Source organism: Myceligenerans pegani, from assembly GCF_014892515.1.
Classification (GTDB): Bacteria; Actinomycetota; Actinomycetes; order Actinomycetales; family Cellulomonadaceae; genus Myceligenerans; species Myceligenerans pegani.
In genome coordinates this window covers 1-19,500 of sequence record NZ_JADBGR010000051.1, presented here as the reverse complement: position 1 = coordinate 19,500, position 19,500 = coordinate 1, and the positions used below count along the sequence as shown (strand labels likewise).

Annotated in this window: 21 protein-coding genes; all 21 read right to left on the bottom strand. The window is 71.8% G+C overall.

Annotation, left to right across the window (positions count from 1 at the left end; translation table 11 throughout):
• Window positions 1-2: 2 nt before the first annotated feature.
• Window positions 3-698, bottom strand: coding sequence for an endonuclease NucS (gene nucS, locus IIE03_RS03925; protein ID WP_192861442.1), 696 nt, complete (start codon window positions 696-698; stop codon window positions 3-5).
• A 16-nt stretch (window positions 699-714) separates the two neighbouring features.
• Entirely contained in the window at window positions 715-1,125 is a 411-nt protein-coding gene (locus IIE03_RS03920; RefSeq protein ID WP_192861441.1) for a DUF2550 domain-containing protein, read from the bottom strand.
• Window positions 1,126-1,137: 12 nt separating this feature from the next.
• Window positions 1,138-1,398, bottom strand: a complete 261-nt coding sequence (locus IIE03_RS03915) for a F0F1 ATP synthase subunit epsilon (protein ID WP_192861440.1) — start codon at window positions 1,396-1,398, stop codon at window positions 1,138-1,140.
• An 81-nt stretch (window positions 1,399-1,479) separates the two neighbouring features.
• Complete coding sequence (atpD, locus tag IIE03_RS03910) at window positions 1,480-2,946, bottom strand: F0F1 ATP synthase subunit beta (protein ID WP_192861439.1); 1,467 nt, start codon at window positions 2,944-2,946, stop codon at window positions 1,480-1,482.
• A gap of 49 nt (window positions 2,947-2,995) precedes the next feature.
• Window positions 2,996-3,898, bottom strand: a complete 903-nt coding sequence (locus tag IIE03_RS03905; protein ID WP_192861438.1) for a F0F1 ATP synthase subunit gamma — start codon at window positions 3,896-3,898, stop codon at window positions 2,996-2,998.
• A gap of 3 nt (window positions 3,899-3,901) precedes the next feature.
• The gene (gene atpA, locus IIE03_RS03900) at window positions 3,902-5,527 is read right to left on the bottom strand and encodes a F0F1 ATP synthase subunit alpha (RefSeq protein ID WP_192861437.1); all 1,626 of its coding nucleotides are present in this window, start codon (window positions 5,525-5,527) and stop codon (window positions 3,902-3,904) included.
• A 57-nt stretch (window positions 5,528-5,584) separates the two neighbouring features.
• Window positions 5,585-6,397, bottom strand: a complete 813-nt coding sequence (locus IIE03_RS03895) for a F0F1 ATP synthase subunit delta (protein ID WP_192861436.1) — start codon at window positions 6,395-6,397, stop codon at window positions 5,585-5,587.
• A complete protein-coding gene (locus IIE03_RS03890; RefSeq protein ID WP_192861435.1) occupies window positions 6,397-7,002 on the bottom strand; it encodes a F0F1 ATP synthase subunit B in 606 nt (201 codons plus the stop codon). The genes IIE03_RS03895 and IIE03_RS03890 overlap by 1 nt, the downstream gene beginning before the upstream one ends.
• Complete coding sequence (locus tag IIE03_RS03885; protein ID WP_192861434.1) at window positions 7,002-7,238, bottom strand: ATP synthase F0 subunit C; 237 nt, start codon at window positions 7,236-7,238, stop codon at window positions 7,002-7,004. Before IIE03_RS03885 ends, IIE03_RS03890 begins: the two co-directional genes overlap by 1 nt.
• 141 nt (window positions 7,239-7,379) lie before the next feature.
• Window positions 7,380-8,186, bottom strand: coding sequence for a F0F1 ATP synthase subunit A (gene atpB / locus IIE03_RS03880; RefSeq protein ID WP_192861433.1), 807 nt, complete (start codon window positions 8,184-8,186; stop codon window positions 7,380-7,382).
• A gap of 202 nt (window positions 8,187-8,388) precedes the next feature.
• The gene (locus IIE03_RS03875; RefSeq protein WP_192861432.1) at window positions 8,389-8,811 is read right to left on the bottom strand and encodes a hypothetical protein; all 423 of its coding nucleotides are present in this window, start codon (window positions 8,809-8,811) and stop codon (window positions 8,389-8,391) included.
• On the bottom strand, window positions 8,804-10,057 hold the full coding sequence (locus tag IIE03_RS03870; RefSeq protein ID WP_192861431.1) for an MraY family glycosyltransferase: 1,254 nt from the start codon (window positions 10,055-10,057) through the stop codon (window positions 8,804-8,806). Before IIE03_RS03870 ends, IIE03_RS03875 begins: the two co-directional genes overlap by 8 nt.
• Window positions 10,054-10,719, bottom strand: a complete 666-nt coding sequence (locus tag IIE03_RS03865) for an L-threonylcarbamoyladenylate synthase (protein WP_192861430.1) — start codon at window positions 10,717-10,719, stop codon at window positions 10,054-10,056. Before IIE03_RS03865 ends, IIE03_RS03870 begins: the two co-directional genes overlap by 4 nt.
• A 13-nt stretch (window positions 10,720-10,732) precedes the next feature.
• Window positions 10,733-11,650, bottom strand: coding sequence for a peptide chain release factor N(5)-glutamine methyltransferase (gene prmC / locus IIE03_RS03860; RefSeq protein ID WP_192861429.1), 918 nt, complete (start codon window positions 11,648-11,650; stop codon window positions 10,733-10,735).
• A 91-nt stretch (window positions 11,651-11,741) separates the two neighbouring features.
• Window positions 11,742-12,842: a peptide chain release factor 1 gene (prfA, locus tag IIE03_RS03855; RefSeq protein ID WP_192861428.1), complete on the bottom strand. Its 1,101-nt coding sequence runs from the start codon at window positions 12,840-12,842 to the stop codon at window positions 11,742-11,744.
• Between the two features lie 222 nt (window positions 12,843-13,064).
• Entirely contained in the window at window positions 13,065-13,280 is a 216-nt protein-coding gene (gene rpmE / locus IIE03_RS03850; protein WP_123813364.1) for a 50S ribosomal protein L31, read from the bottom strand.
• Window positions 13,281-13,470: 190 nt separating this feature from the next.
• Window positions 13,471-15,387: a transcription termination factor Rho gene (gene rho, locus IIE03_RS03845; RefSeq protein WP_318842786.1), complete on the bottom strand. Its 1,917-nt coding sequence runs from the start codon at window positions 15,385-15,387 to the stop codon at window positions 13,471-13,473.
• 296 nt (window positions 15,388-15,683) lie between these two features.
• Complete coding sequence (gene thrB / locus IIE03_RS03840) at window positions 15,684-16,658, bottom strand: homoserine kinase (RefSeq protein WP_192861456.1); 975 nt, start codon at window positions 16,656-16,658, stop codon at window positions 15,684-15,686.
• Between the two features lie 82 nt (window positions 16,659-16,740).
• Window positions 16,741-17,841, bottom strand: a complete 1,101-nt coding sequence (gene thrC, locus IIE03_RS03835; protein ID WP_192861427.1) for a threonine synthase — start codon at window positions 17,839-17,841, stop codon at window positions 16,741-16,743.
• A gap of 2 nt (window positions 17,842-17,843) precedes the next feature.
• Window positions 17,844-19,127, bottom strand: a complete 1,284-nt coding sequence (locus IIE03_RS03830) for a homoserine dehydrogenase (protein ID WP_192861426.1) — start codon at window positions 19,125-19,127, stop codon at window positions 17,844-17,846.
• A 16-nt stretch (window positions 19,128-19,143) separates the two neighbouring features.
• Window positions 19,144-19,500 (bottom strand): SEC-C metal-binding domain-containing protein (locus tag IIE03_RS03825; RefSeq protein ID WP_192861425.1); only part of this gene is annotated, 357 nt, incomplete at its 5' end.

The window sequence follows — 19,500 nt, the reverse complement described above, 5'->3', positions numbered from 1 at the left end:
CCTCAGAACAGACGGGACTCCGCGTCGTCGACGCCGCGCATGGCGTCGTAGTCCAGGGTCAGGCAGCCGATGCCGCGATCGGTCGCCAGCACGCGCGCCTGGGGTTTGATCTCCTGCGCGGCGAAGACTCCTCGGACCGGCGCGAGCAGCGGGTCGCGGTTGAGGAGCTCCAGGTACCGCGTGAGCTGCTCGACGCCGTCGATCTCGCCGCGACGCTTGATCTCGACCGCCACCGTGGCTCCCGTGGCGTCGCGGGCCAGGATGTCGACCGGGCCGATCGCCGTCATGTACTCCCGCCGGATCAGCGTGCTGCCCTCGCCGAGCAGACCGATCTGCTCCGCGAGCAGTTCCTGCAGATGCGCCTCGACGCCGTCCTTGACCAGCCCGGGGTCGACGCCGAGGTCGTGGGCCGAGTCGTGGTGCACGGTGTGCAGGTCGATCTCGAGGCGGTCGTCGGACTTCTTGTGCTGTACCGTCCAGACCTGCGCGACGCCACGCTCCGCGGCCTCGGCGCCCGGGACCGCCTCCGTCAGCGTGCACGGCGGGCTCATCCAGTTCAGCGGCTTGTACGAACCGCCGTCGGAGTGCAGCAGCACGCTCCCGTCGGCCTTGACCACGATCAGCCGCGTCGCGAGCGGCAGGTGTGCGGTGAGTCTCCCGGTGTACCGGGCGGAACAGTCGGCGACGACAAGACGCAAGGATTCTCCTCAGCGGTTACAGGACCAGGTCGCGGCGGCCCGGCGGGGCCGCCTCGAGCCACGAGGCCAGCCCGAAGTAGTCGCCCGACGCGAGGTCCAGCTCGAAGTCCAGGCCCTCGTAGCGGCACCGGACGAGATAGTGCGCCGGTCCGTCGTCGTCGAACTCCTCGCGGCCGACCAGCTCGAGCCGGTCCCGGTACCAGGTGCGGGCAGGCCGAGGCGACAGCGACCAGCAGCGCCACCACTCGATCCGGCCGACGGCGTACTGCGCGATGCCGGCCGTCCAGGAGTCCTGCCCGGCCGCCCGCGCGTTGCAGGAGAACGATCCGACCCGGCGGGACAGGGTGTGCAGGCGGGACGCGCCCACGCCGAGGACCAGTGCGATCGCGGCCACGATCGCCAGCGCGATCCAGACGACGCCCGGCACCGTCCCCCTCCCTCAGACCTGCTCGATCTCGTCGACGACGATCGTGACCAGGTTCTCGTCCACGGAGACGAACCCGCCGTCGACCTGGGCCTCGACCGCCACGCCGTCGTCCGTGCGTACCGTGACCTTACCCGGCCGCAGCACCGCGAGCAGCGGCTGGTGGTCCGCCAGGATGCCGATCTCGCCCTCCACCGACGGCGCGACGACCGTCCTGGCCGTGCCGGACCAGACCTTGCGGTCCGTGGCCACGAGGTCCACGTTCAGCTCAGCCACTCAGGGCCTCCCTCTCGATAGTTCGGGCGGGACGCCGCCGGGCCGAGACCCGGCGGCGTCCCGTACGGGGAGAACGGTGCCTCAGGCGCCGTACTCCTTCTGGATCCTCGCCCAGTTGCGCTCGAGGTCCTCGAGGCCACCGATGTTGTAGAACGCCTGCTCGGCGATGTGGTCGAACTCGCCGGACGCGATCTTCTTGAACGCCTCGATGGTCTCGCTCAGCGGCACGGTCGAGCCGACCACGCCGGTGAACTTCTCGGCCATGTAGGTGTTCTGCGAGAGGAACTGCTGGATCCGGCGCGCACGCGCGACCAGCGTCTTGTCCTCCTCGGAGAGCTCGTCGACACCGAGGATCGCGATGATGTCCTGCAGTTCCTTGTTGCGCTGCAGGATCGACTTCACCTCGGTGGCCACCTCGTAGTGCTCCTGGCCCACGTAGCGCGGGTCGAGGATGCGCGAGGTCGAGGCCAGCGGGTCGATCGCCGGGTACAGACCCTTCGACGCGATCTCGCGGGAGAGCTCGGTCGTCGCGTCCAGGTGGGCGAACGTGGTGGCCGGGGCGGGGTCGGTGTAGTCGTCCGCAGGCACGTAGATGGCCTGCAGCGACGTGATGGAGTGACCGCGCGTCGAGGTGATGCGCTCCTGCAGGAGGCCCATCTCGTCGGCGAGGTTCGGCTGGTAGCCCACGGCGGACGGCATGCGGCCGAGCAGCGTGGAGACCTCGGAACCCGCCTGCGTGAAGCGGAAGATGTTGTCGATGAACAGCAGCACGTCCTGCTTCTGTACGTCGCGGAAGTACTCCGCCATCGTCAGGGCCGACAGCGCCACGCGCAGACGCGTGCCCGGCGGCTCGTCCATCTGGCCGAAGACGAGGGCCGTCTTGTCGAAGACACCGGCCTCGTCCATCTCGTGGATGAGGTCGTTGCCCTCACGCGTGCGCTCGCCGACGCCGGCGAACACGGACACACCGCCGTGGTCCTGCGCCACGCGCTGGATCATCTCCTGGATGAGGACCGTCTTGCCGACGCCCGCGCCGCCGAACAGACCGATCTTCCCGCCCTGCACGTACGGGGTGAGGAGGTCGATCGACTTGATGCCCGTCTCGAACATCTGGGTCTTGGACTCGAGCTGGTCGAAGGCGGGGGCCGTGCGGTGGATCGGCCAGCGCTCGGTCACCTCGAACTTCTCGCCCTCGGCGAGGTTGAGCACGTCGCCGGTGACGTTGAAGACCTTGCCCTTGGTGATGTCGCCGACGGGCACGCTGATCGGCGCGCCGGTGTCGGTCACGGTGGCACCGCGCACGAGGCCGTCGGTCGGCTTCAGCGCGATGGCGCGCACGAGCGAGTCACCGAGGTGCTGGGCGACCTCGAGCGTGAGCGTGAGGGTCCCCTCACCCAGGTCGATCTCGGTGGTGAGCGCGTTGTAGATGTCGGGGATCGCGTCCTCGGGGAACTCGATGTCCACGACGGGGCCGGTCACCCGGGCGACCCGGCCGGTGCCGGCGCCGCTGGTGTGATCGACCGTGGCTTCCACGGTGGTGGCGGTCATTGCTTGCCTCGCTTCTCATGCCCGGAGGATCCCTCCGGCGGGGTCGGGTTCAGGCGGATGCCAGGGCGTCGGCACCCGAGACGATCTCGCTGATCTCCTGGGTGATGTCGGCCTGTCGCGCCTGGTTCGCCAGGCGCGTGTACGTACGGATCAGGTCCTCCGCGTTGTCGGTCGCCGTGTGCATGGCACGCTGACGCGCCGCGAGCTCCGACGCCGCGGCGTCGAGCAGGACCGCGAAGATCCGGGACCGTACGTACCGGGGCAGCAGGGCGTCGAGTACGGCCTCCGGGGACGGCTCGAAGTCGTACAGCGGCATGGCCTCGCCCTCGCCGGGGACGCTGACGCCCTCGACGATCTCGAGCGGCAGCATCCGCACGACGCGCGGGCGCTGCGTCACCATGTTCACGAACTGCGTGGACACCACGTGCAGCTCGTCGACGCCGCTCTCCTCGGCGGGCGCCAGGAAGGCGCCCAGGAGGGTGTCGGCGATCTCGTCCGAGACCTCCGCCGTCGGGGCGTCCGAACCGTACGACCACTCGCCCGCGAGGTCACGACCACGGAACGAGTAGTAGGCGATGGCCCGGCGGCCGGCCGCGTACAGCCGGACCTCCTTGCCGTCCGCCTGGAGCTGGTCGATCAGCCGCTCGGTCTCGCGGATGATCGACGCCGAGTACGACCCCGCCATGCCGCGGTCCGACGCGACCACGAACACCGCGGCGCGGCCCGTGGGCTGCTTCCGCTCGGTCGTCAGCGGGTGGTCGATGCTCGCGTGCGCCGCCACGGCCGACACGGCGCGCGTGACGGCAGTGGCGTAGGGAGCCGCCGCGGCGGTCCGCGCACGGGCCTTGCCGATGCGCGACGCCGCGATGAGTTCCTGCGCGCGGAACATCTTCTTCAGCGACTGTGTCGACTTGATCCGCGCCTTGTAGATGCGCTGGGAGCCTCCGGCCATGTCTCAGGCCTTCTTCTTGACGACGATCTGCTCCTGCTCGACGTCGACGGGCTCGCCGTCGCCGCCACCGACCAGGGCGGCACCGTCGCTCTTGACGAAGCCGTTGCGGAACTCCTCGACGCCGGCCTGCAGCGCGGCCTCGGTCTCGTCGTCCCACTTGCCCGTCTCGGCGATCCTCTGCAGCACGTCGGACTTGCGACGCAGGTGGTCGAGCATCTCCGCCTCGAAGCGCTTGATGTCCTCGATCGGGACGTCGTCCAGCTTGCCCTTGGTGCCGGCCCACACGGAGGCGACCTGCTCCTCGACCGGGTACGGCGAGTACTGGGGCTGCTTGAGCAGCTCCATGAGCGCCGCGCCACGCCGCAGCTGGCCGCGGGACGCCGCGTCGAGGTCGGACGCGAACATCGCGAACGCCTCGAGCGAGCGGTACTGCGCCAGCTCCAGCTTCAGGGTTCCGGAGACCTTCTTCATGGCCTTGACCTGGGCGTCACCGCCGACCCGGGAGACCGAGATACCGACGTCGACCGCCGGGCGCTGGTCGGCGTTGAACAGGTCGGACTGCAGGAAGATCTGGCCGTCCGTGATGGAGATGACGTTCGTCGGGATGTACGCCGAGACGTCGTTCGCCTTGGTCTCGATGATCGGCAGGCCGGTCATCGAGCCCGCGCCCAGGTCGTCGCTGAGCTTGGCGCAGCGCTCGAGCAGGCGGGAGTGCAGGTAGAAGACGTCGCCCGGGTAGGCCTCGCGGCCCGGCGGGCGGCGGAGCAGCAGCGACACGGCGCGGTAGGCCTCGGCCTGCTTCGACAGGTCGTCGAAGATGACCAGCACGTGCTTGCCGGCGTACATCCAGTGCTGGCCGATGGCCGAGCCCGTGTACGGGGCGAGGTACTTGAAGCCCGCAGGGTCGGACGCCGGAGCCGCGACGATCGTCGTGTACTCCAGGGCACCGGCCTCCTCGAGCGCACCGCGCACGGAGGCGATGGTCGAGCCCTTCTGGCCGACGGCGACGTAGATGCAGCGGACCTGCTTGGCCGGGTCGCCCGACTCCCAGTTGGCCTTCTGGTTGATGATCGTGTCGACCGCGATCGCCGTCTTGCCGGTCTGGCGGTCGCCGATGATCAGCTGACGCTGGCCGCGCCCGATCGGGATCATCGAGTCGATCGCCTTGATACCGGTCTGCAGCGGCTCGTGCACGGACTTGCGCTGCATGACGCCGGGCGCCTGCAGCTCCAGGGCACGGCGGCCCTCCGTGTCGATCTCGCCGAGACCGTCGACCGGGTTGCCCAGCGGGTCGACGACGCGGCCGAGGTAGCCCTCGCCCACCGGGACCGAGAGGACCTCACCCGTACGGCGGACCTCCTGGCCCTCCTCGATGCCGGTGAACTCACCGAGGATGACCACACCGATCTCACGGACGTCCAGGTTCAGCGCGAGGCCGAGCGTGCCGTCCTCGAAACGCAGCAGCTCGTTGGCCATCGCGCCGGGCAGACCCTCGACGCGGGCGATGCCGTCAGCGGCGAAGACGACGCGGCCCACCTCCTCGGCCGCCACGGCGTCGGGCTCGTAGGACTTCACGAAGCTGTCCAGCGCGGCACGGATCTCGTCCGGCCGGATCGTCAGCTCAGCCATTGCTCTTCTCCTGTCGTGCCGCGGTCGGGCGCGGCGGAAGGGTTGTACTCACGTGATTCAGCCGGCCAGGCGACGCTGCGCGTCGGCCAGGCGCGACAGGACGGTGGAGTCGACGACGTCGGCGCCGACCTGGATGCGCAGGCCACCGACGACGACGGGGTCGACGGTGACGTTCAGCTGCACGGCGCGCCCGTACGACCGCTCGAGGATCGCGCCGAGGCGGTCCATCTGGGCCTGGGTCAGCACCGTCGCCGAGGTCACCATGGCGACGAGACGCCGGCGGCGCTCGGCCGCGACCTCGCCGTACCAGGTGAGCGCGGCCACGAAGCGACGGCCGCGCGGGTGCGCGGTCGCCCGCTGCGCGAGCGCCTGCGTCACCGGGTCGACCTTGCCGCCCAGCAGGGCGTCGACCAGGGCGCGCCGGCGGGCGGCGTCCGTGGTGGTGTCGGACAGCGCCTGGCGTGCCTCGCGCTGCCCGACGAGCACCCGCGTCACCCGGAAGAGCTCGTCCTCGACCGTCTCGAGCACCCCGCGCGACTCGGCGGCGGCGAGCGTCGCGTCCACCGCGAGCCGCTCGATGCCGTCCACCAGGTCGGCCTCACCGGACCAGCGGGACCGGACCATGCCGGAGAGCAGATCGACCACGCGGCCGTCGAACCGGCCCAGGAGCCCGGCCACCAGGCCGGCCTTGTCCTCGCCGGCGCGGGACGGGTCGGAGAGCGAGCGGCGCAGCGCGCCCGACTCGTCCAGCGCCTCGACGACGGCGAACAGCTGCTCGCCGAGCGTGAGGGCGTCCGCACCCGCGGCCCGCAGGACCGGCTCGAACCGCTCCTGTGCCGCCGCCAGCGATGCTCCGCTCGTTCCCCGCATCACGCCTCCTTGGAGCTTCCGGCCGGCACGGCGCCCCGGGGGGCCTCGGCCCCGTCGGCCGCCTCGAGTTCGTCGAGGAAGCGGTCCACCACGCGCGACTGGCGTGCGGAGTCCTCGAGCGACTCGCCGACGATCCTGGACGCGAGGTCCGTCGCCAGCGCGCCGACCTCGGACCGCAGCGACACCGCCGCCGCCTGACGCTCGGCCTCGATCTGACGGTGCGCCGTCTCCGTGATCCGGGCCGCCTCGTCGTTCGCCTTGGCCTTGAGGTCCTTGATGATCGCGGAGCCCTCGGCGCGGGCCTCCTCGCGCACCTGCGCGGCCTCGGTGCGGGCCTCGACGAGCAGGCGCTCCTGCTCCTCGAGCGCCTTGTCGGCCTGGGCCTGCGCCTCCTCGGCCTTCTTGATCCCGCCCTCGATCAGGGCGGCGCGCTCGTCGAGCACCTTGTTCATCGGGGGCAGCACGTACCTGTAGAACGCGACCGCGATGATGACCAGCACCACCGCCGACCAGAGCAGGTCGTAGCCGGCGGGCAGGAACAGGTCGATACCTTCCGGTTCTTCCGTCGCCGCCAGGATGTTGGCGGCGCTCGCGCGCGCCGCCATCACGCGGCCGGGAAGAGGAAGCCGGCGACGAGCCCGAGCAGGGCGAGCACCTCGACGAACGCGACACCGAGGAACATGGTCGCGCGCAGCTGGCCCGCGACCTCGGGCTGGCGGGCCATGCCCTCGATCGTCTTGCCGATGAGGATACCGAGACCGATGCCCGGGCCGGTGGCGGCGAGGCCGTAGCCGACCGCGTTCAGGTTACCGGTGACCTCGGCGAGAGTGATGGCGTCCACTTGCGTCTTCCTTCCGTTGGGCGCCGCGACCGATCGGCCCGGCGTCACGTGGTTGCGAACGGACGCACTGTGCGCCCATCGCCATGGGTTCAGTTGAAGAGTTCGGGTGTCGTTCGACGAGCAGGCCGGGCCGGGTGACCCTCAGTGCTCCTCCTCGAGCGACATGTTGATGTACACCGCGGCCAGCAGGGCGAAGATGTACGCCTGCAGGAAGGCCACCAGGACCTCGAACAGCGTCACGAAGATGCCGGCCGGGAGGGTCAGCACGCCGAAGGCCATCAGGCCGGTGCCCGCGGAGTCGATCAGGAAGAACTGCGTCGCCGCGAAGCAGAGCACCAGCATGATGTGACCGGCGACCATGTTGGCCACGAGCCGGACCATCAGCGAGCCCGGGCGGATCACGAGGATCTGCAGCAGCTCGATCGGCGTCAGGATGAAGTAGATCGGCCACGGGACCCCGGGCGGGAACAGGTTCGCCTTCAGGTAGCCGCCCAGGCCGTGCTTCTGGATGCCGGCGTACCAGTAGGTCACGAACACCCAGAGCGCCAACAGCAGCGGCACGCCGATCCGCGAGGTCGCGGCCAGGTTCAGGCCGGGGATGACGCCCGTGAGGTTGAACGCGAGGATCGTGAAGAAGATCGTGGTCAGCATGGGCACGTAGCGCCTGGCGCGCTCCTTGCCCATGATCTCCTCGCCGATCTGCACCCGCACGAAGTCGAGCAGGTACTCGACGGCGGCCTGGAAACGGCCGGGGACGACCTTCGCGCGCCGCGCGGCGACGACGAAGACCGTCAGGAGCACGATCGTCGCGACGATGCGGATGATCCAGACGCGGTCGATCTGGAAGATGGTGTCGCCGAACGCGATGGCGGACGGGAAGAAGTCCGACAACGACGGCGCGTGGAAGCCGCCCGCGTCCTCGTGGCCTTCGGCGGCGGCAAGGATCATGGACGTCGCTAACGTGGACAGGAGGACTCCCAGGTGGTCAGAGGCCCGGCGCGCATTCACCGATTGGCGGAACGGGCGCACCGTCGGGCCTGGCCGTCATGGATTCGCGAGTAGCCTAACCCATGTTTGCCGCCTTCAGAGCCCCCGAAGGGCAGTCTGCGGGCCCCTTGTGACGAATTGCGCAATGGGATGTCAGGTCGCGTCACGCATCGGTGTACGGCACGCGGCCCGCACGCACCGCGCGGTAGTCCAGGAGGGCCGAGCCGACGGCACCGATGAGAAGCACGACGAACAGCACGACGCGGTCGTAGAAGTCCTGGCCGCGTAGCACCACGAGCGCCACCACCAGCACGACCATCTTGCCGAGCCAGCTACCCATCACGACGGCGCCCATCGTCGCCGGCGGCTTGCCGATGGTCTGCGCCATCGACCAGACCGTCACGCCCGAGAAGAACGCCGCCAGGGCGGCTCCCAGGAGTGCACCCCACACCCCGGCGGTCCCGGCCACCAGGAAGCCGACCACGGACCCGAGCACGGCCAGGCCCGCCACCAGCAGACCGCCGTCGCGCAGCGCCGTGCGCAGGACCGCGCGCTCGGTGCGGTGGATGTCAGACGTCTCAGACATTGCTCTCCTCGTTCTTCGCGACGCGCCCGGTGGCCGCCGCCTGTGTCGTGACGACCGGCCGCTCCGCGACCGCCGCGACCTGCCGCAGCGCGCCCGAGCCGGGTTCCGGCGCCCGGTCCTGGCTCGCCCGCTGCAGCGCGGCGTCGTCGTCGAGGAACCGGCCGCGGTGCCGCAGCGGGCCCATCGTCACGACGAGCGCCAGCAGGACGGCGACGGCCGTGCAGGACATCACGATCCGCCAGTTCCACTCGACGAGCGCGGCGGCGCCGAAGGCGAACACCGCCGTCCACACGTACAGGATGAGCACGGCGCGGCGGTGCGAGTGGCCGAGCGCGAGCATCCGGTGATGCAGGTGCAGGCGGTCGGGCGCCATCGGTGACTTCCCGGCGGCGAGGCGGCGCACCACCGCCATGGCCATGTCGGTCAGCGGCAGCATGAGCACGCCGACGGGCAGCAGCAGCGGGAACAGCGCGGGGATCGCGGCGACGCCGGTCATGACGTCGGGCTTGACGTTGCCGGTCACCGTGATCGCCGCGCCGGCCATCACGAGGCCGAGCACCATCGAGCCGGAGTCCCCCATGAAGATCCGCGACGGGAAGAAGTTGTGCGGCAGGAAGCCGACGCACACCCCCACCAGCACGGCCATCATCATGGCCGCGAGCGACGCGTAGTTGTCGGGTGTGTCCTCGGCCGTGAGGCGGTACGTGTACAGGAAGAAGGCCGCACCGCCGATGGCGATGATGCCCGCGGCCAGACCGTCCAGCCCGTCCACGAAGTTCACCGCGTTCATCGCGATCACGACGATCAGCACGGTGGCGATCAGCGAGAGGCGCGACGACGGGATCGTCAGGCCGCCCGGCGTGGGGATGGTGACGAGCTGGACCTCGTTCAGCGCCATGAAGCCGGCGGCGAGGACCTGCCCCGCGAGCTTGGTCAGCCAGTCCAGGTCCCAGACGTCGTCGGCCCAGCCGAGCAGGCACACGATGAGCGCGCCGCCGACGATGCCGAGGACCTGCCGATCCGAGAACACGTCCTCGAGGAACGGCATCCGCGACGCCAGCAGCACCGCCACCACGATCCCGAGCATGATCGCCAGCCCACCGGCACGCGGCGTCGGCACCGAGTGCACGTCGCGGGCCCGGACGGCGGAGATGGCCGAGGTCCGCAGCGCGACCCACCGGGCGGCGGGCGTGGTCAGGAACGTGACCGCGGCGGCCACGAGCATCAGCAGCAGGTACACCCTCACGCGTCTTCCTCCAGGCCCGGCACGGGCACCACCTCGCGCAGCGCCGCCGGCCCGACGGCCCCGGACCGTACCACGCGCAACCGCTCGCCCGTGGCGTCGACGATGGTCGACGCCGTCCCGCCGGGCGCCGCGCCGCCGTCCAGGTAGACCGACACCGAGTCGCCGAGCTGCTCCTGAGCCTCGTGGACGTCGATCGCCGCGGGCCGGCCCGACAGGTTCGCGCTCGACACCGCGAGCGGTCCCGTGCGGCGCAGCAGCGTGAGGGCCACGGGATGGTCCGGCATGCGCAGCGCCACCGTGCCGTGGGTCTCCCCCAGGTCCCACTGCAGGGACGGCTGGGCCCGCAGGATGATGGTGAGGCCGCCCGGCCAGAACGCCTCGGCGAGGTCACGGGCCTCGTCGGGCACGTCGACGGCGAGCCCGTCGAGCGTGGCGACGTCGCCGATCAGCACCGGCGGCGGCATCTGGCGGCCGCGGCCCTTGGCCGCGAGGAGGGCGGCGACGGCCGCGGAGTCGAAGGCGTCGGCGGCGATGCCGTAGACGGTGTCGGTCGGCAGCACCACGAGGCTGCCCCGCGAGATCGCGTTGACCGCCTCGTCGATCGCCGGCCCCCAGGTCTGCGGGTCCGTGGCATCGAGCGCGGGACGTACAGGTACGGTCACGGGTCTCAGTCTTTCACGAGTCGGATGTCTGCTCGTGCCGGTCCCGTCGGCGCGCGACGACCATGCGGGGCCGGCCGGTGAGGTCGTCGCGGGTCTCCGGGGTGTCGAACGCCCCCGCCAGGTCCACCACCGCCCGCGCCGCCGCGGCCTGCGCCTCGGCGTGCTCCATGACGAACAGCCCACCGGGCCGCAGCAGGCGCGCGGCGGCGGCGGCGATCCCGCGCGGGACCTCGAGCCCGTCCGCGCCGAGCCCGTACAGTGCGACGGCCGGGTCGTGCTCGGCCACCTCGGGATCGCGCGGTACGGCGCCGTGCGGCACGTACGGGGGATTGGAGACGACGACGTCGACCACGCCTTGCAGCTCGCGCAGCGCGGTTCGCGCGTCGCCCCGGACGAGCCGGACGGGCGTGATGGCACTCACGGCGGTGATGTTGCGGGCCGCCCATTCGTGGGCGCGGGCGTCCAGTTCCACGGCGTACACCCGGCTGCCGGGCACCTCGGTCGCGACCGAGAGCGCGATCGCCCCGGATCCGGTGCAGAGGTCGACGACGACCGGCGGGCGGGGCCCGGGCCCTCGCAGGCGGAGGGCCTCGTCGATCGCGACCTGGGCGACCTGCTCGGTCTCCGGGCGGGGGATGAAGACGCCGGGACCCACCGCCAGGGTGAGGTGGCGGAAATGGGCGACGCCGGTCAGGTGCTGCAGCGGCTCGCGGGTGGCACGGCGTGCGACGACCTCCTCGAAGCGGGACCGGGCGTCGTCGGGCACCCGCGTGCCGAGGATCGCGCGGCGGCGCACGTCGCCGGGGTCGACACCGAGGACGTGGGCCAGGAGCAGCTCGGCGTCGACGCGCGGGGAACCCACACCGGCGTCGGACAGGGTCCGCGTGGCGCGCAGCAGCAGGGCGCCCACCTCGACGGGCGCGTCGGTCATGCGTGCCGCGCCGCGGGTCCGGCGCCACGGCACGGGGCCGGCCGCACCTCGGGACCGGGCGCGCAGGCGCCCGCGCGCCGGGCCACGAGCCTCATGCCTCCCCCGCCTCCGCGAGGCGGGCGGCCTCGTCGGCCTCGATCGCCGAGCGGACGACCGGCTCCAGGTCCCCGTCCAGGACCTGGTCCAGGTTGTAGGCCTTGTAGCCGGTGCGGTGGTCCGCGATCCGGTTCTCCGGGAAGTTGTACGTCCGGATCCGCTCGGACCGGTCCACGGTACGAATCTGGGAACGACGCAGATCGGCGGCCTCGGCGGCGGCCGCCTCCTGCCGCGCGGCGAGCAGGCGGGCCCGGAGCACGCGCATCGCGGCCTCGCGGTTCTGCAGCTGCGACTTCTCGTTCTGCATCGACACGACGATGCCGCTGGGCACGTGCGTGATGCGGACCGCGGAGTCGGTCGTGTTGACCGACTGCCCGCCGGGACCGGAGGAGCGGTACACGTCGATGCGCAGGTCGTTCTGGTCGATCTCGACCTCGCCCGGGTCGTCCACCTCGGGGAAGACCAGCACGCCCGCGGCCGACGTGTGGATGCGCCCCTGCGACTCGGTGACCGGGACGCGCTGCACGCGGTGCACCCCGCCCTCGTACTTGAGGTTGGCCCACACTCCCTCGGACGGGTCCTCCGCGGCCTTCGCCTTGATCGCCACCTGCACGTCCTTGTAGCCGCCGAGCTCGGTGCGGTTCTCGTCGAGCAGCTGGGTGGACCAGCCGCGACGTTCGGCGTAGCGGAGATACATGCGCAGCAGGTCGCCCGCGAACAGGGCGGACTCGTCGCCGCCCTCACCGGCCTTGATCTCGAGGATGACGTCCCGGCCGTCGTCCGGGTCGCGCGGGATCAGGACGCGCCGCAGGCGCTCGGCGGCCTCCGCCTCGGCGGCCCGCAGCGCGGGGAGCGCGTCGGCGAACTCCGGATCCCCGCCGTCCTCGAGCGCGGCGAGCTCCTCGGCCGTCTCGCGGTCCTCCCGCGCGCGCTCGTAGGCGCGGTGCGCCGACACCACCTGGTTGAGCTCCGCGTACCGCCGTCCCAGGCTCCGCGCCCGCCCCTGGTCGGCGTGCACGCCGGGATCGGCCAGCGCCCGTTCGATCTCGGCATGCTCCTCGAGCAGCGGTCCGACGGCGGAGAACTGCTCGGTCACGGCGTCACCTCGGGTTCGGGTTGCGGGCGGGCCTGCCGGGCGCTGAGCGAACTGGGCGCTCCGGTCGGTCCGTGCGTGAATGGTCGGTCGGTCGTTCTGCCGATCACTCACGGAACGACCGACCGGCCGGCCGTGCGATCGACAAACAGCAGCGCCGACGGTCCCGCGCTCCGACTGCCCCTGGAGAGGTTGTCGGTGCGGGTCCGCCGGCGCTGCGTGGTGCTACTTGGCGGTCTTCTTGCCGTAGCGCGCCTGGAACCGGGCCACGCGGCCACCGGTGTCGAGGATCTTCTGCTTGCCCGTGTAGAACGGGTGGCAGGCGCTGCACACGTCGGCGTTGATCTTGCCGGACGTCTCGGTGCTGCGGGTCACGAAGGTGTTCCCGCACGTGCAGGTCACCTCGGTGACGACGTACTCGGGGTGGATACCGGACTTCATGAGTGCTCCTTGCTCAGATGCTGCCGGGTCGCCCCGCTGTCTGCGGGCCGTGAAGCGGCAGGCCGAGGATCTATTCTGCCAGACCGCGGGTGCCTCCGTGGAGGCCGCGGTCGTGTGAGATGCGACGTGCGCCCGAGGACGTCGGGGATGACCTCCCCGGCGTCCGCAGGGCTGAGCCCGGCGGCTCGGACTACACCGTTTCTCCGGGCGTCTCGTCCGCCAGCTTGCCCGGGGTCGTCTTCTGCACCTCCATGAGGAACTCGACGTTGGACCGGTGCTCCTTGAGCTTGCCCAGCAGCAGCTCGGTGGCCTGCTGCGTGTCGAGCGCGCCCATGACGCGGCGCAGCTTGTAGACGATCGAGAGCTCTTCCTTCGACATGAGGATCTCCTCACGGCGGGTGCTCGACGCGTTGACGTCGATCGCCGGGAAGATGCGCTTCTCAGCCAGGGAACGCGAGAGCCGCAGCTCCATGTTCCCGGTGCCCTTGAACTCCTCGAAGATGACCTCGTCCATCTTGGAGCCGGTCTCGACCAGCGCCGTGGCGAGGATCGTCAGCGAGCCGCCGTTCTCGATGTTGCGCGCCGCGCCGAAGAACTTCTTGGGCGGGTACAGGGCCGCGGCGTCCACACCACCGGACAGGATGCGACCCGAGGCAGGGGCCGCCAGGTTGTACGCACGGCTCAGGCGGGTGATCCCGTCCAGCAGCACGACGACGTCCTGGCCCAGCTCCACGAGACGCTTGGCCCGCTCGATGGCGAGCTCCGCGACGAGCGTGTGGTCGGAGGCGTGGCGGTCGAACGTCGAGGAGATGACCTCGCCCTGCACCGACCGCGAGAAGTCGGTGACCTCCTCCGGCCGCTCGTCGACGAGCACCACCATGAGGTGGACCTCGGGGTTGTTGCTGGTGATCGAGTTGGCGATCTGCTGCATCATCAGCGTCTTGCCGGCCTTGGGCGGCGCGACGATCAGGCCGCGCTGCCCCTTGCCGATCGGTGCCACGATGTCGATCACGCGCGGCGTGAGCTTCGTGGCCTCGGGGTTCTCCAGACGCAGGCGCTCCTGCGGGTACAGCGGTGTGAGGTTGCCGAACTCGGGCCTGCCCTTGGCCTCGTCCGGCGTCATGCCGTTGACCGTGTCGAGCCGGACGAGCGCGTTGAACTTGTTCCGCGCGTTCTTGCCCGACGGCGGCTCCTCGCCCTCGCGGGGCTGGCGCACCGCGCCGGTGATCGCGTCACCGCGACGCAGGCCCGACTTCTTCACCTGGTTCAGCGACACGTACACGTCGTTCGGTCCGGCCAGATAGCCCGACGTCCGGACGAACGCGTAGTTGTCCAGGATGTCGAGGATGCCGGCGACGGGCAGCAGCACGTCGGTCTCGGTGAGCTCGACGCTCTCCAGGTCCACGTCCGGGCCCTGACCGCGGCCGCGACGCTTGCGGTCCCGCCCGCGGTCCCGGCCCCGGCGGCGGCGCGAGCCGCGGTCGTCGTCCCGGTTGCCGTCGGCGCGCGGACCCTCGGTGCGCGGCCCGTTGTCCCGCTGGCGGGTGTCGCGGCGTGCCTCGCCGCGGCCACCACTCCCGTCCCGGCCGCCGCCGTCCCGCGTGGGCGCGGTGGCCGGGCGGTCCTGCTTGCCCGGCCGCGTCTGGCCCTGACGGCCGGCGGCGGTCTCGCCGTTCAGCTGGCTCTCGTCGGCGGGGGCGCCCTGGTCACGAGCCGCACGCCGCGAGCGCGGCTGCGCGACGGCCTCGGCGAGCTCGGCGAGGCGAGCGGCGCGGTCCTCCTCGGACGGGGCGCCGTCGGCGGGCGCGCTCCCCGTCGCGGGCGCGACGGCGGTCGCCACGGGCGTGGCCGTCGCGGCCGCGGGAGCTGCGGGCTCCGCCGACTGCGGTGCGCTCGTCCTCTGCTGTGCGGACCGACGACGCGCCGTTGCGCCGCCGCCGGAGGCGGGCTCACCGGTGGTGGTTCGGATGGCCTCGACGAGATCGCTCTTGCGCATCTTCGAGATGCCCTTGACGCCGAGCTCGGAGGCGAGCGACTGGAGCTCCGCCAGACGCATGGCGCTCAGCGCGCCGCTTGCCGGCTTGGCGTTATCGGTGGTGTCTGTCACGAAGGACCCTTCCCCCTCGGAACTGCGGCCTGCTTCTGGGAGGCCGCATGGGCGGTGCGCCCAGATGAGAACGGGCGCTGAAAACCTCGCATCAGTGGTACGACGTCGGCTGACGGGGGCAGTTGTCGGCCTGAGATGCGGCGGCCGAACGAACTCGCGCACACGAACACAGTGTGGGCGGTGGTGGTTCGGCCTTGCTCACGGGGTTCGCGGCGTGATGACTCACATGATGCCGCTTTCAATCCCGAAAGGCTCACTGCATCCTACCACCTCGTCAAGGCTTGGTATCTGGAAACTCAGGCCCTTTTTTCCCGAGTCGCCGGCACGGACGATAACGCATCGGCGTGGCCCGCGAGTCTCCTCGCCCGCGCTCCCGCGGTGTCGATCCCGGGCCGCAGCACGCGCCAGCCCGCCGTCTCGTCGACGACCGAGGCGAGCACGGCGTCCCGTCGCTCCGCGTCCTGGCCCGCGGCGAGGACGAGCACCGAGGGTCCCGCACCCGAGATCGTCGCCGCGAGCCCTTCCGCCCGCAGCGAACGCAGCAGCTCGCTCGACTCCCCCAGCACCGCGCCGCGGTAGGACTGGTGCAGCCGGTCCTCGGTCGCCTCCAGGAGCAGCTCCGGCCGGCGCGCCAGCGCCTCGACGAGCAGCGCGGCACGGCCCACGGTGAAGGCCGCGTCGGCGTGGCTGACGCGCGCGGGCAACGCGGCCCGCGCCCGCGAGGTCTCCAGGCGCGCCTCGGGCACGATCACGGTCGCCTCGATCGCCGGGTCCACCTCCAGGTCCACGGCGCGGGGCCCGTCGTCGCCCGTCCACGCCACGGTGGCACCACCGGCGATGGCCGGCGCGGCGTTGTCGGGGTGCCCCTCGAACTCCGTCGCGAGCCGCAGCACGGTCGCAGCGTCGATGGCACGAGGGTCGGCCAGCAGGGCGCGCGCGGCCACGATCCCGGCGACGACCGCGGCCGACGACGACCCCATGCCCCGCCCGTGCGGGATCACGTTGCGACACGTCATGTGGATCCCGGTGGGCGTCGCCCCCGCGAGGTCCAGCGTCTTGCGCAGGGCGCGCACCACGAGGTGGTCCTCGCCGAGGGGCACCTCCCCGGCGCCCTCGCCCTCGACGTCGACGATCACCTCGTCGGCCGCGACGAGGCGCACCTCGACCTCGTCGTGGACCGCGAGAGCGAGCCCCAGGGCGTCGTACCCGGGACCGAGGTTGGCGCTCGTCGCGGGCACCCGGACCACCACGTGGTCGGCACCGAGCTGCATCTGGTCTGCCTTCTGGATCATTCCGGTCCGTCGTTCACACGCCGGGTGCTCACCGGGAGCCCGGCGCCCGATCGTCGCTTCCTCAGTCGAGCCCGAGCGCCGCGGCGATCGTGACGACGTCCGCCCCGACCCTGGTGGGCGCGACCTCGCCGCCGTCCGGCGTGCGCAACGCCCAGTCCGGGTCCTTGAGCCCGTGCCCGGTCACCGTGATCACGATGCGCGCTCCCGCCGGCACCAGGCCGCGCTCGCCGCGCGCCAGCACGCCTGCCACGCCGGCGGCCGACGCAGGCTCGACGAACACGCCGACCTCGGCCGACAGGATCCGGTGCGCGGCGAGGATCTCCTCGTCGGACACGGCCTCGATCACGCCACCGGACGTGTCCCGGGCCTCGACCGCCTGCTGCCAGGAGGCCGGGTTGCCGATCCGGATGGCGGTGGCGACCGTCTCCGGCTGGTCCACCGGGTGGCCCTTGACGATCGGCGCGGCACCCGCGGCCTGGAAGCCCCACATCGCCGGGGTCCGCGACGCCCCCACCGGGCCGGCGGACGGGTCGGCGTACTCGGTGTAACCCTTCCAGTAGGCCGTGATGTTCCCGGCGTTCCCCACCGGCAGGACATGGATGTCGGGGGCGTCGCCCAGCGCGTCGACGACCTCGAACGCGGCGGTCTTCTGCCCCTCGATGCGGTCCGGGTTCACGGAGTTCACGAGCTCGACCGGGTAGGACTCGGCCAGCTTGCGGGCCGCGACGAGGCAGTCGTCGAAGTTCCCGTCGACCTGCAGCAGCTGGGCGCCGTGCGCGATCGCCTGGCTCAGCTTGCCCATCGCGATCTTGCCGTCCGGCACGAGCACGGCGCAGGTCATGCCGGCGCGCGTGGCGTACGCGGCGGCCGACGCCGACGTGTTGCCCGTCGAGGCGCACACGACCGCCTTCGCTCCCCGGGCGGCGGCCGCCGAGATCGCCGTCGTCATGCCCCGGTCCTTGAACGAGCCTGTCGGGTTCATCCCCTCGAACTTGACGTACACCTCGGCGCCCACGCGGTCACCGATCGCCGGGGCGGGGATCAGCGGCGTACCGCCCTCGCCCAGCGTCACGACGTGGGTCGTGACGTGCTCGGGGAGGCGGTCGGCGTACTCGTGGATCACACCGCGCCACTGGTGGGCGGTGGGTGCAGCGACGGTCATCTTCATCCCTCGACTCGCAGGACCGACATGATCCGGCGGACGGACTCCAGCCCGTCCACCGCGGCGACCGTGGCCGCCAGGGAAGCCTCGCGCGCGGCGTGCGTCGTGAGGACGAGCGTGGCGCTCCCGCTGGTGGCGGCCGTCTGGCTGACGGTCTCGATCGAGACGCCGTGGTCGCCGAGCACGCCGGCCACCTCGGCGAGCCCGCCGGGACGGTCGGCCACCTCGAGCCGGACCTGGTAGCGCGTGACCGCGGCGTCCTGCGGCAGCACCGGCAGGGCGGCGTACGTGGACTCCTGCGGCCCCTTGCCGCCGAGGACCCGGTGCCGGCCCGCGGAGACGATGTCGCCCAGCACCGCCGACGACGTCGGGCGTCCGCCCGCACCCTGGCCGTAGAACATGAGCGGGCCGGCCGCGTCGGCCTCGACGAAGACCGCGTTGAACGCGCCGCGGACGTTGGCCAGCGGGTGGTCCTTCGGGACGAGCGCCGGGTGGACGCGCGCGGAGACGCCCTCGGACGTCCGCTCGGCGATCGCCAGCAGCTTGACGCAGTAGCCGGTGCGGTCGGCCCACTCCACGTCCTCCGCCGTGACGCCGGAGATGCCCTCGCAGGAGACGTCCTTCATCCGGACCCGGGTGTGGAACGCGAGGCTCGCCAGGATGGCGGCCTTGGCGGCGGCGTCGTACCCCTCGACGTCGGCGGTGGGGTCCGCCTCCGCGTAACCCAGCTCCTGCGCCTGCTTCAGGGCGACCTCGAGCTCCAGCCCCTGCGTCGTCATCTGGTCGAGCACGTAGTTCGTGGTGCCGTTGACGATGCCGAGCACGCGCGTGATGTCGTCGCCGGCGAGGGACTCGCGCAGCGGCCGGACGATCGGGATCGCCCCGGCCACGGCCGCCTCGCCGTGGATGTCGACACCCGCGGCGTCGGCCGCCTCGTAGAGCGACGGGCCGTCGTCGGCCAGGAGCGCCTTGTTCGCGGTGACCACGGCGGCCCCGCCCTCGATCGCCCGCAGCAGCAGCGACCGCGCGGGCTCGAGTCCGCCCATCAGCTCGACGACGACGTCCGACCGGTCGACCAGGGCCTCGGCGTCCTCGGTGAACAGTTCGCGAGGGATCGCCACGTCCCGCGCCGCGTGGACGTTGCGCACGGCGATGCCGGCGATCTCCAGCGGCGCCCCGACACGCGCCGAGAGGTCCTCCTGGTCGTACAGGAGCGTCTTGGCGACCTGGGTGCCGACGACTCCGCAACCGAGCAGGGCGACGCGCAAGGGTCGGGGTCCGGTCATCGGTACTCGTGTCTCCTCACGCGTCGTTCAGGCCGTGGCAGGCCTTGTACTTCTTCCCCGAACCACAGGGGCACTGCGCGTTGCGCGGCGTACCCGGGAAGGTCCGTGTGTCGGCCGGACCCGACGACGCCTGCTCCGTCCCGCCGGCTGCGACGCGGCGGCCACGGCGGTTCGCCGGTCCCTGGACGAAGGCGGAACCGCTGCCGTCGTCACTGGGCGCACTGTACGTCAAGGGCGTCCGGCGGGGCCCTTCGAGTCCACGAGCCTGGAGGACGGGCATCGGCTGCGTCTCGGTCGGCTCCGGCTGCCCGGTGCCCAGGCGTCCGCCGCGCGGCGCCACCTTCTCGTCGCGGCCCACCGGCGTCACCACGCC

Bases quoted from the DNA above. Each gene is read 5' to 3' on its own strand.
- atpD (WP_192861439.1), bottom strand. From the start codon at position 2,946: ATGACCGCCACCACCGTGGAAGCCACGGTCGATCACACCAGCGGCGCC.
- IIE03_RS03905 (WP_192861438.1), bottom strand. From the start codon at position 3,898: ATGGCCGGAGGCTCCCAGCGCATCTACAAGGCGCGGATCAAGTCGACA.
- atpA (WP_192861437.1), bottom strand. From the start codon at position 5,527: ATGGCTGAGCTGACGATCCGGCCGGACGAGATCCGTGCCGCGCTGGAC.
- IIE03_RS03895 (WP_192861436.1), bottom strand. From the start codon at position 6,397: ATGCGGGGAACGAGCGGAGCATCGCTGGCGGCGGCACAGGAGCGGTTC.
- IIE03_RS03890 (WP_192861435.1), bottom strand. From the start codon at position 7,002: ATGGCGGCGCGCGCGAGCGCCGCCAACATCCTGGCGGCGACGGAAGAA.
- atpB (WP_192861433.1), bottom strand. From the start codon at position 8,186: ATGATCCTTGCCGCCGCCGAAGGCCACGAGGACGCGGGCGGCTTCCAC.
- IIE03_RS03875 (WP_192861432.1), bottom strand. From the start codon at position 8,811: ATGTCTGAGACGTCTGACATCCACCGCACCGAGCGCGCGGTCCTGCGC.
- prmC (WP_192861429.1), bottom strand. From the start codon at position 11,650: ATGACCGACGCGCCCGTCGAGGTGGGCGCCCTGCTGCTGCGCGCCACG.
- rpmE (WP_123813364.1), bottom strand. From the start codon at position 13,280: ATGAAGTCCGGTATCCACCCCGAGTACGTCGTCACCGAGGTGACCTGC.
- thrB (WP_192861456.1), bottom strand. From the start codon at position 16,658: ATGCAGCTCGGTGCCGACCACGTGGTGGTCCGGGTGCCCGCGACGAGC.
- thrC (WP_192861427.1), bottom strand. From the start codon at position 17,841: ATGACCGTCGCTGCACCCACCGCCCACCAGTGGCGCGGTGTGATCCAC.
- IIE03_RS03830 (WP_192861426.1), bottom strand. From the start codon at position 19,127: ATGACCGGACCCCGACCCTTGCGCGTCGCCCTGCTCGGTTGCGGAGTC.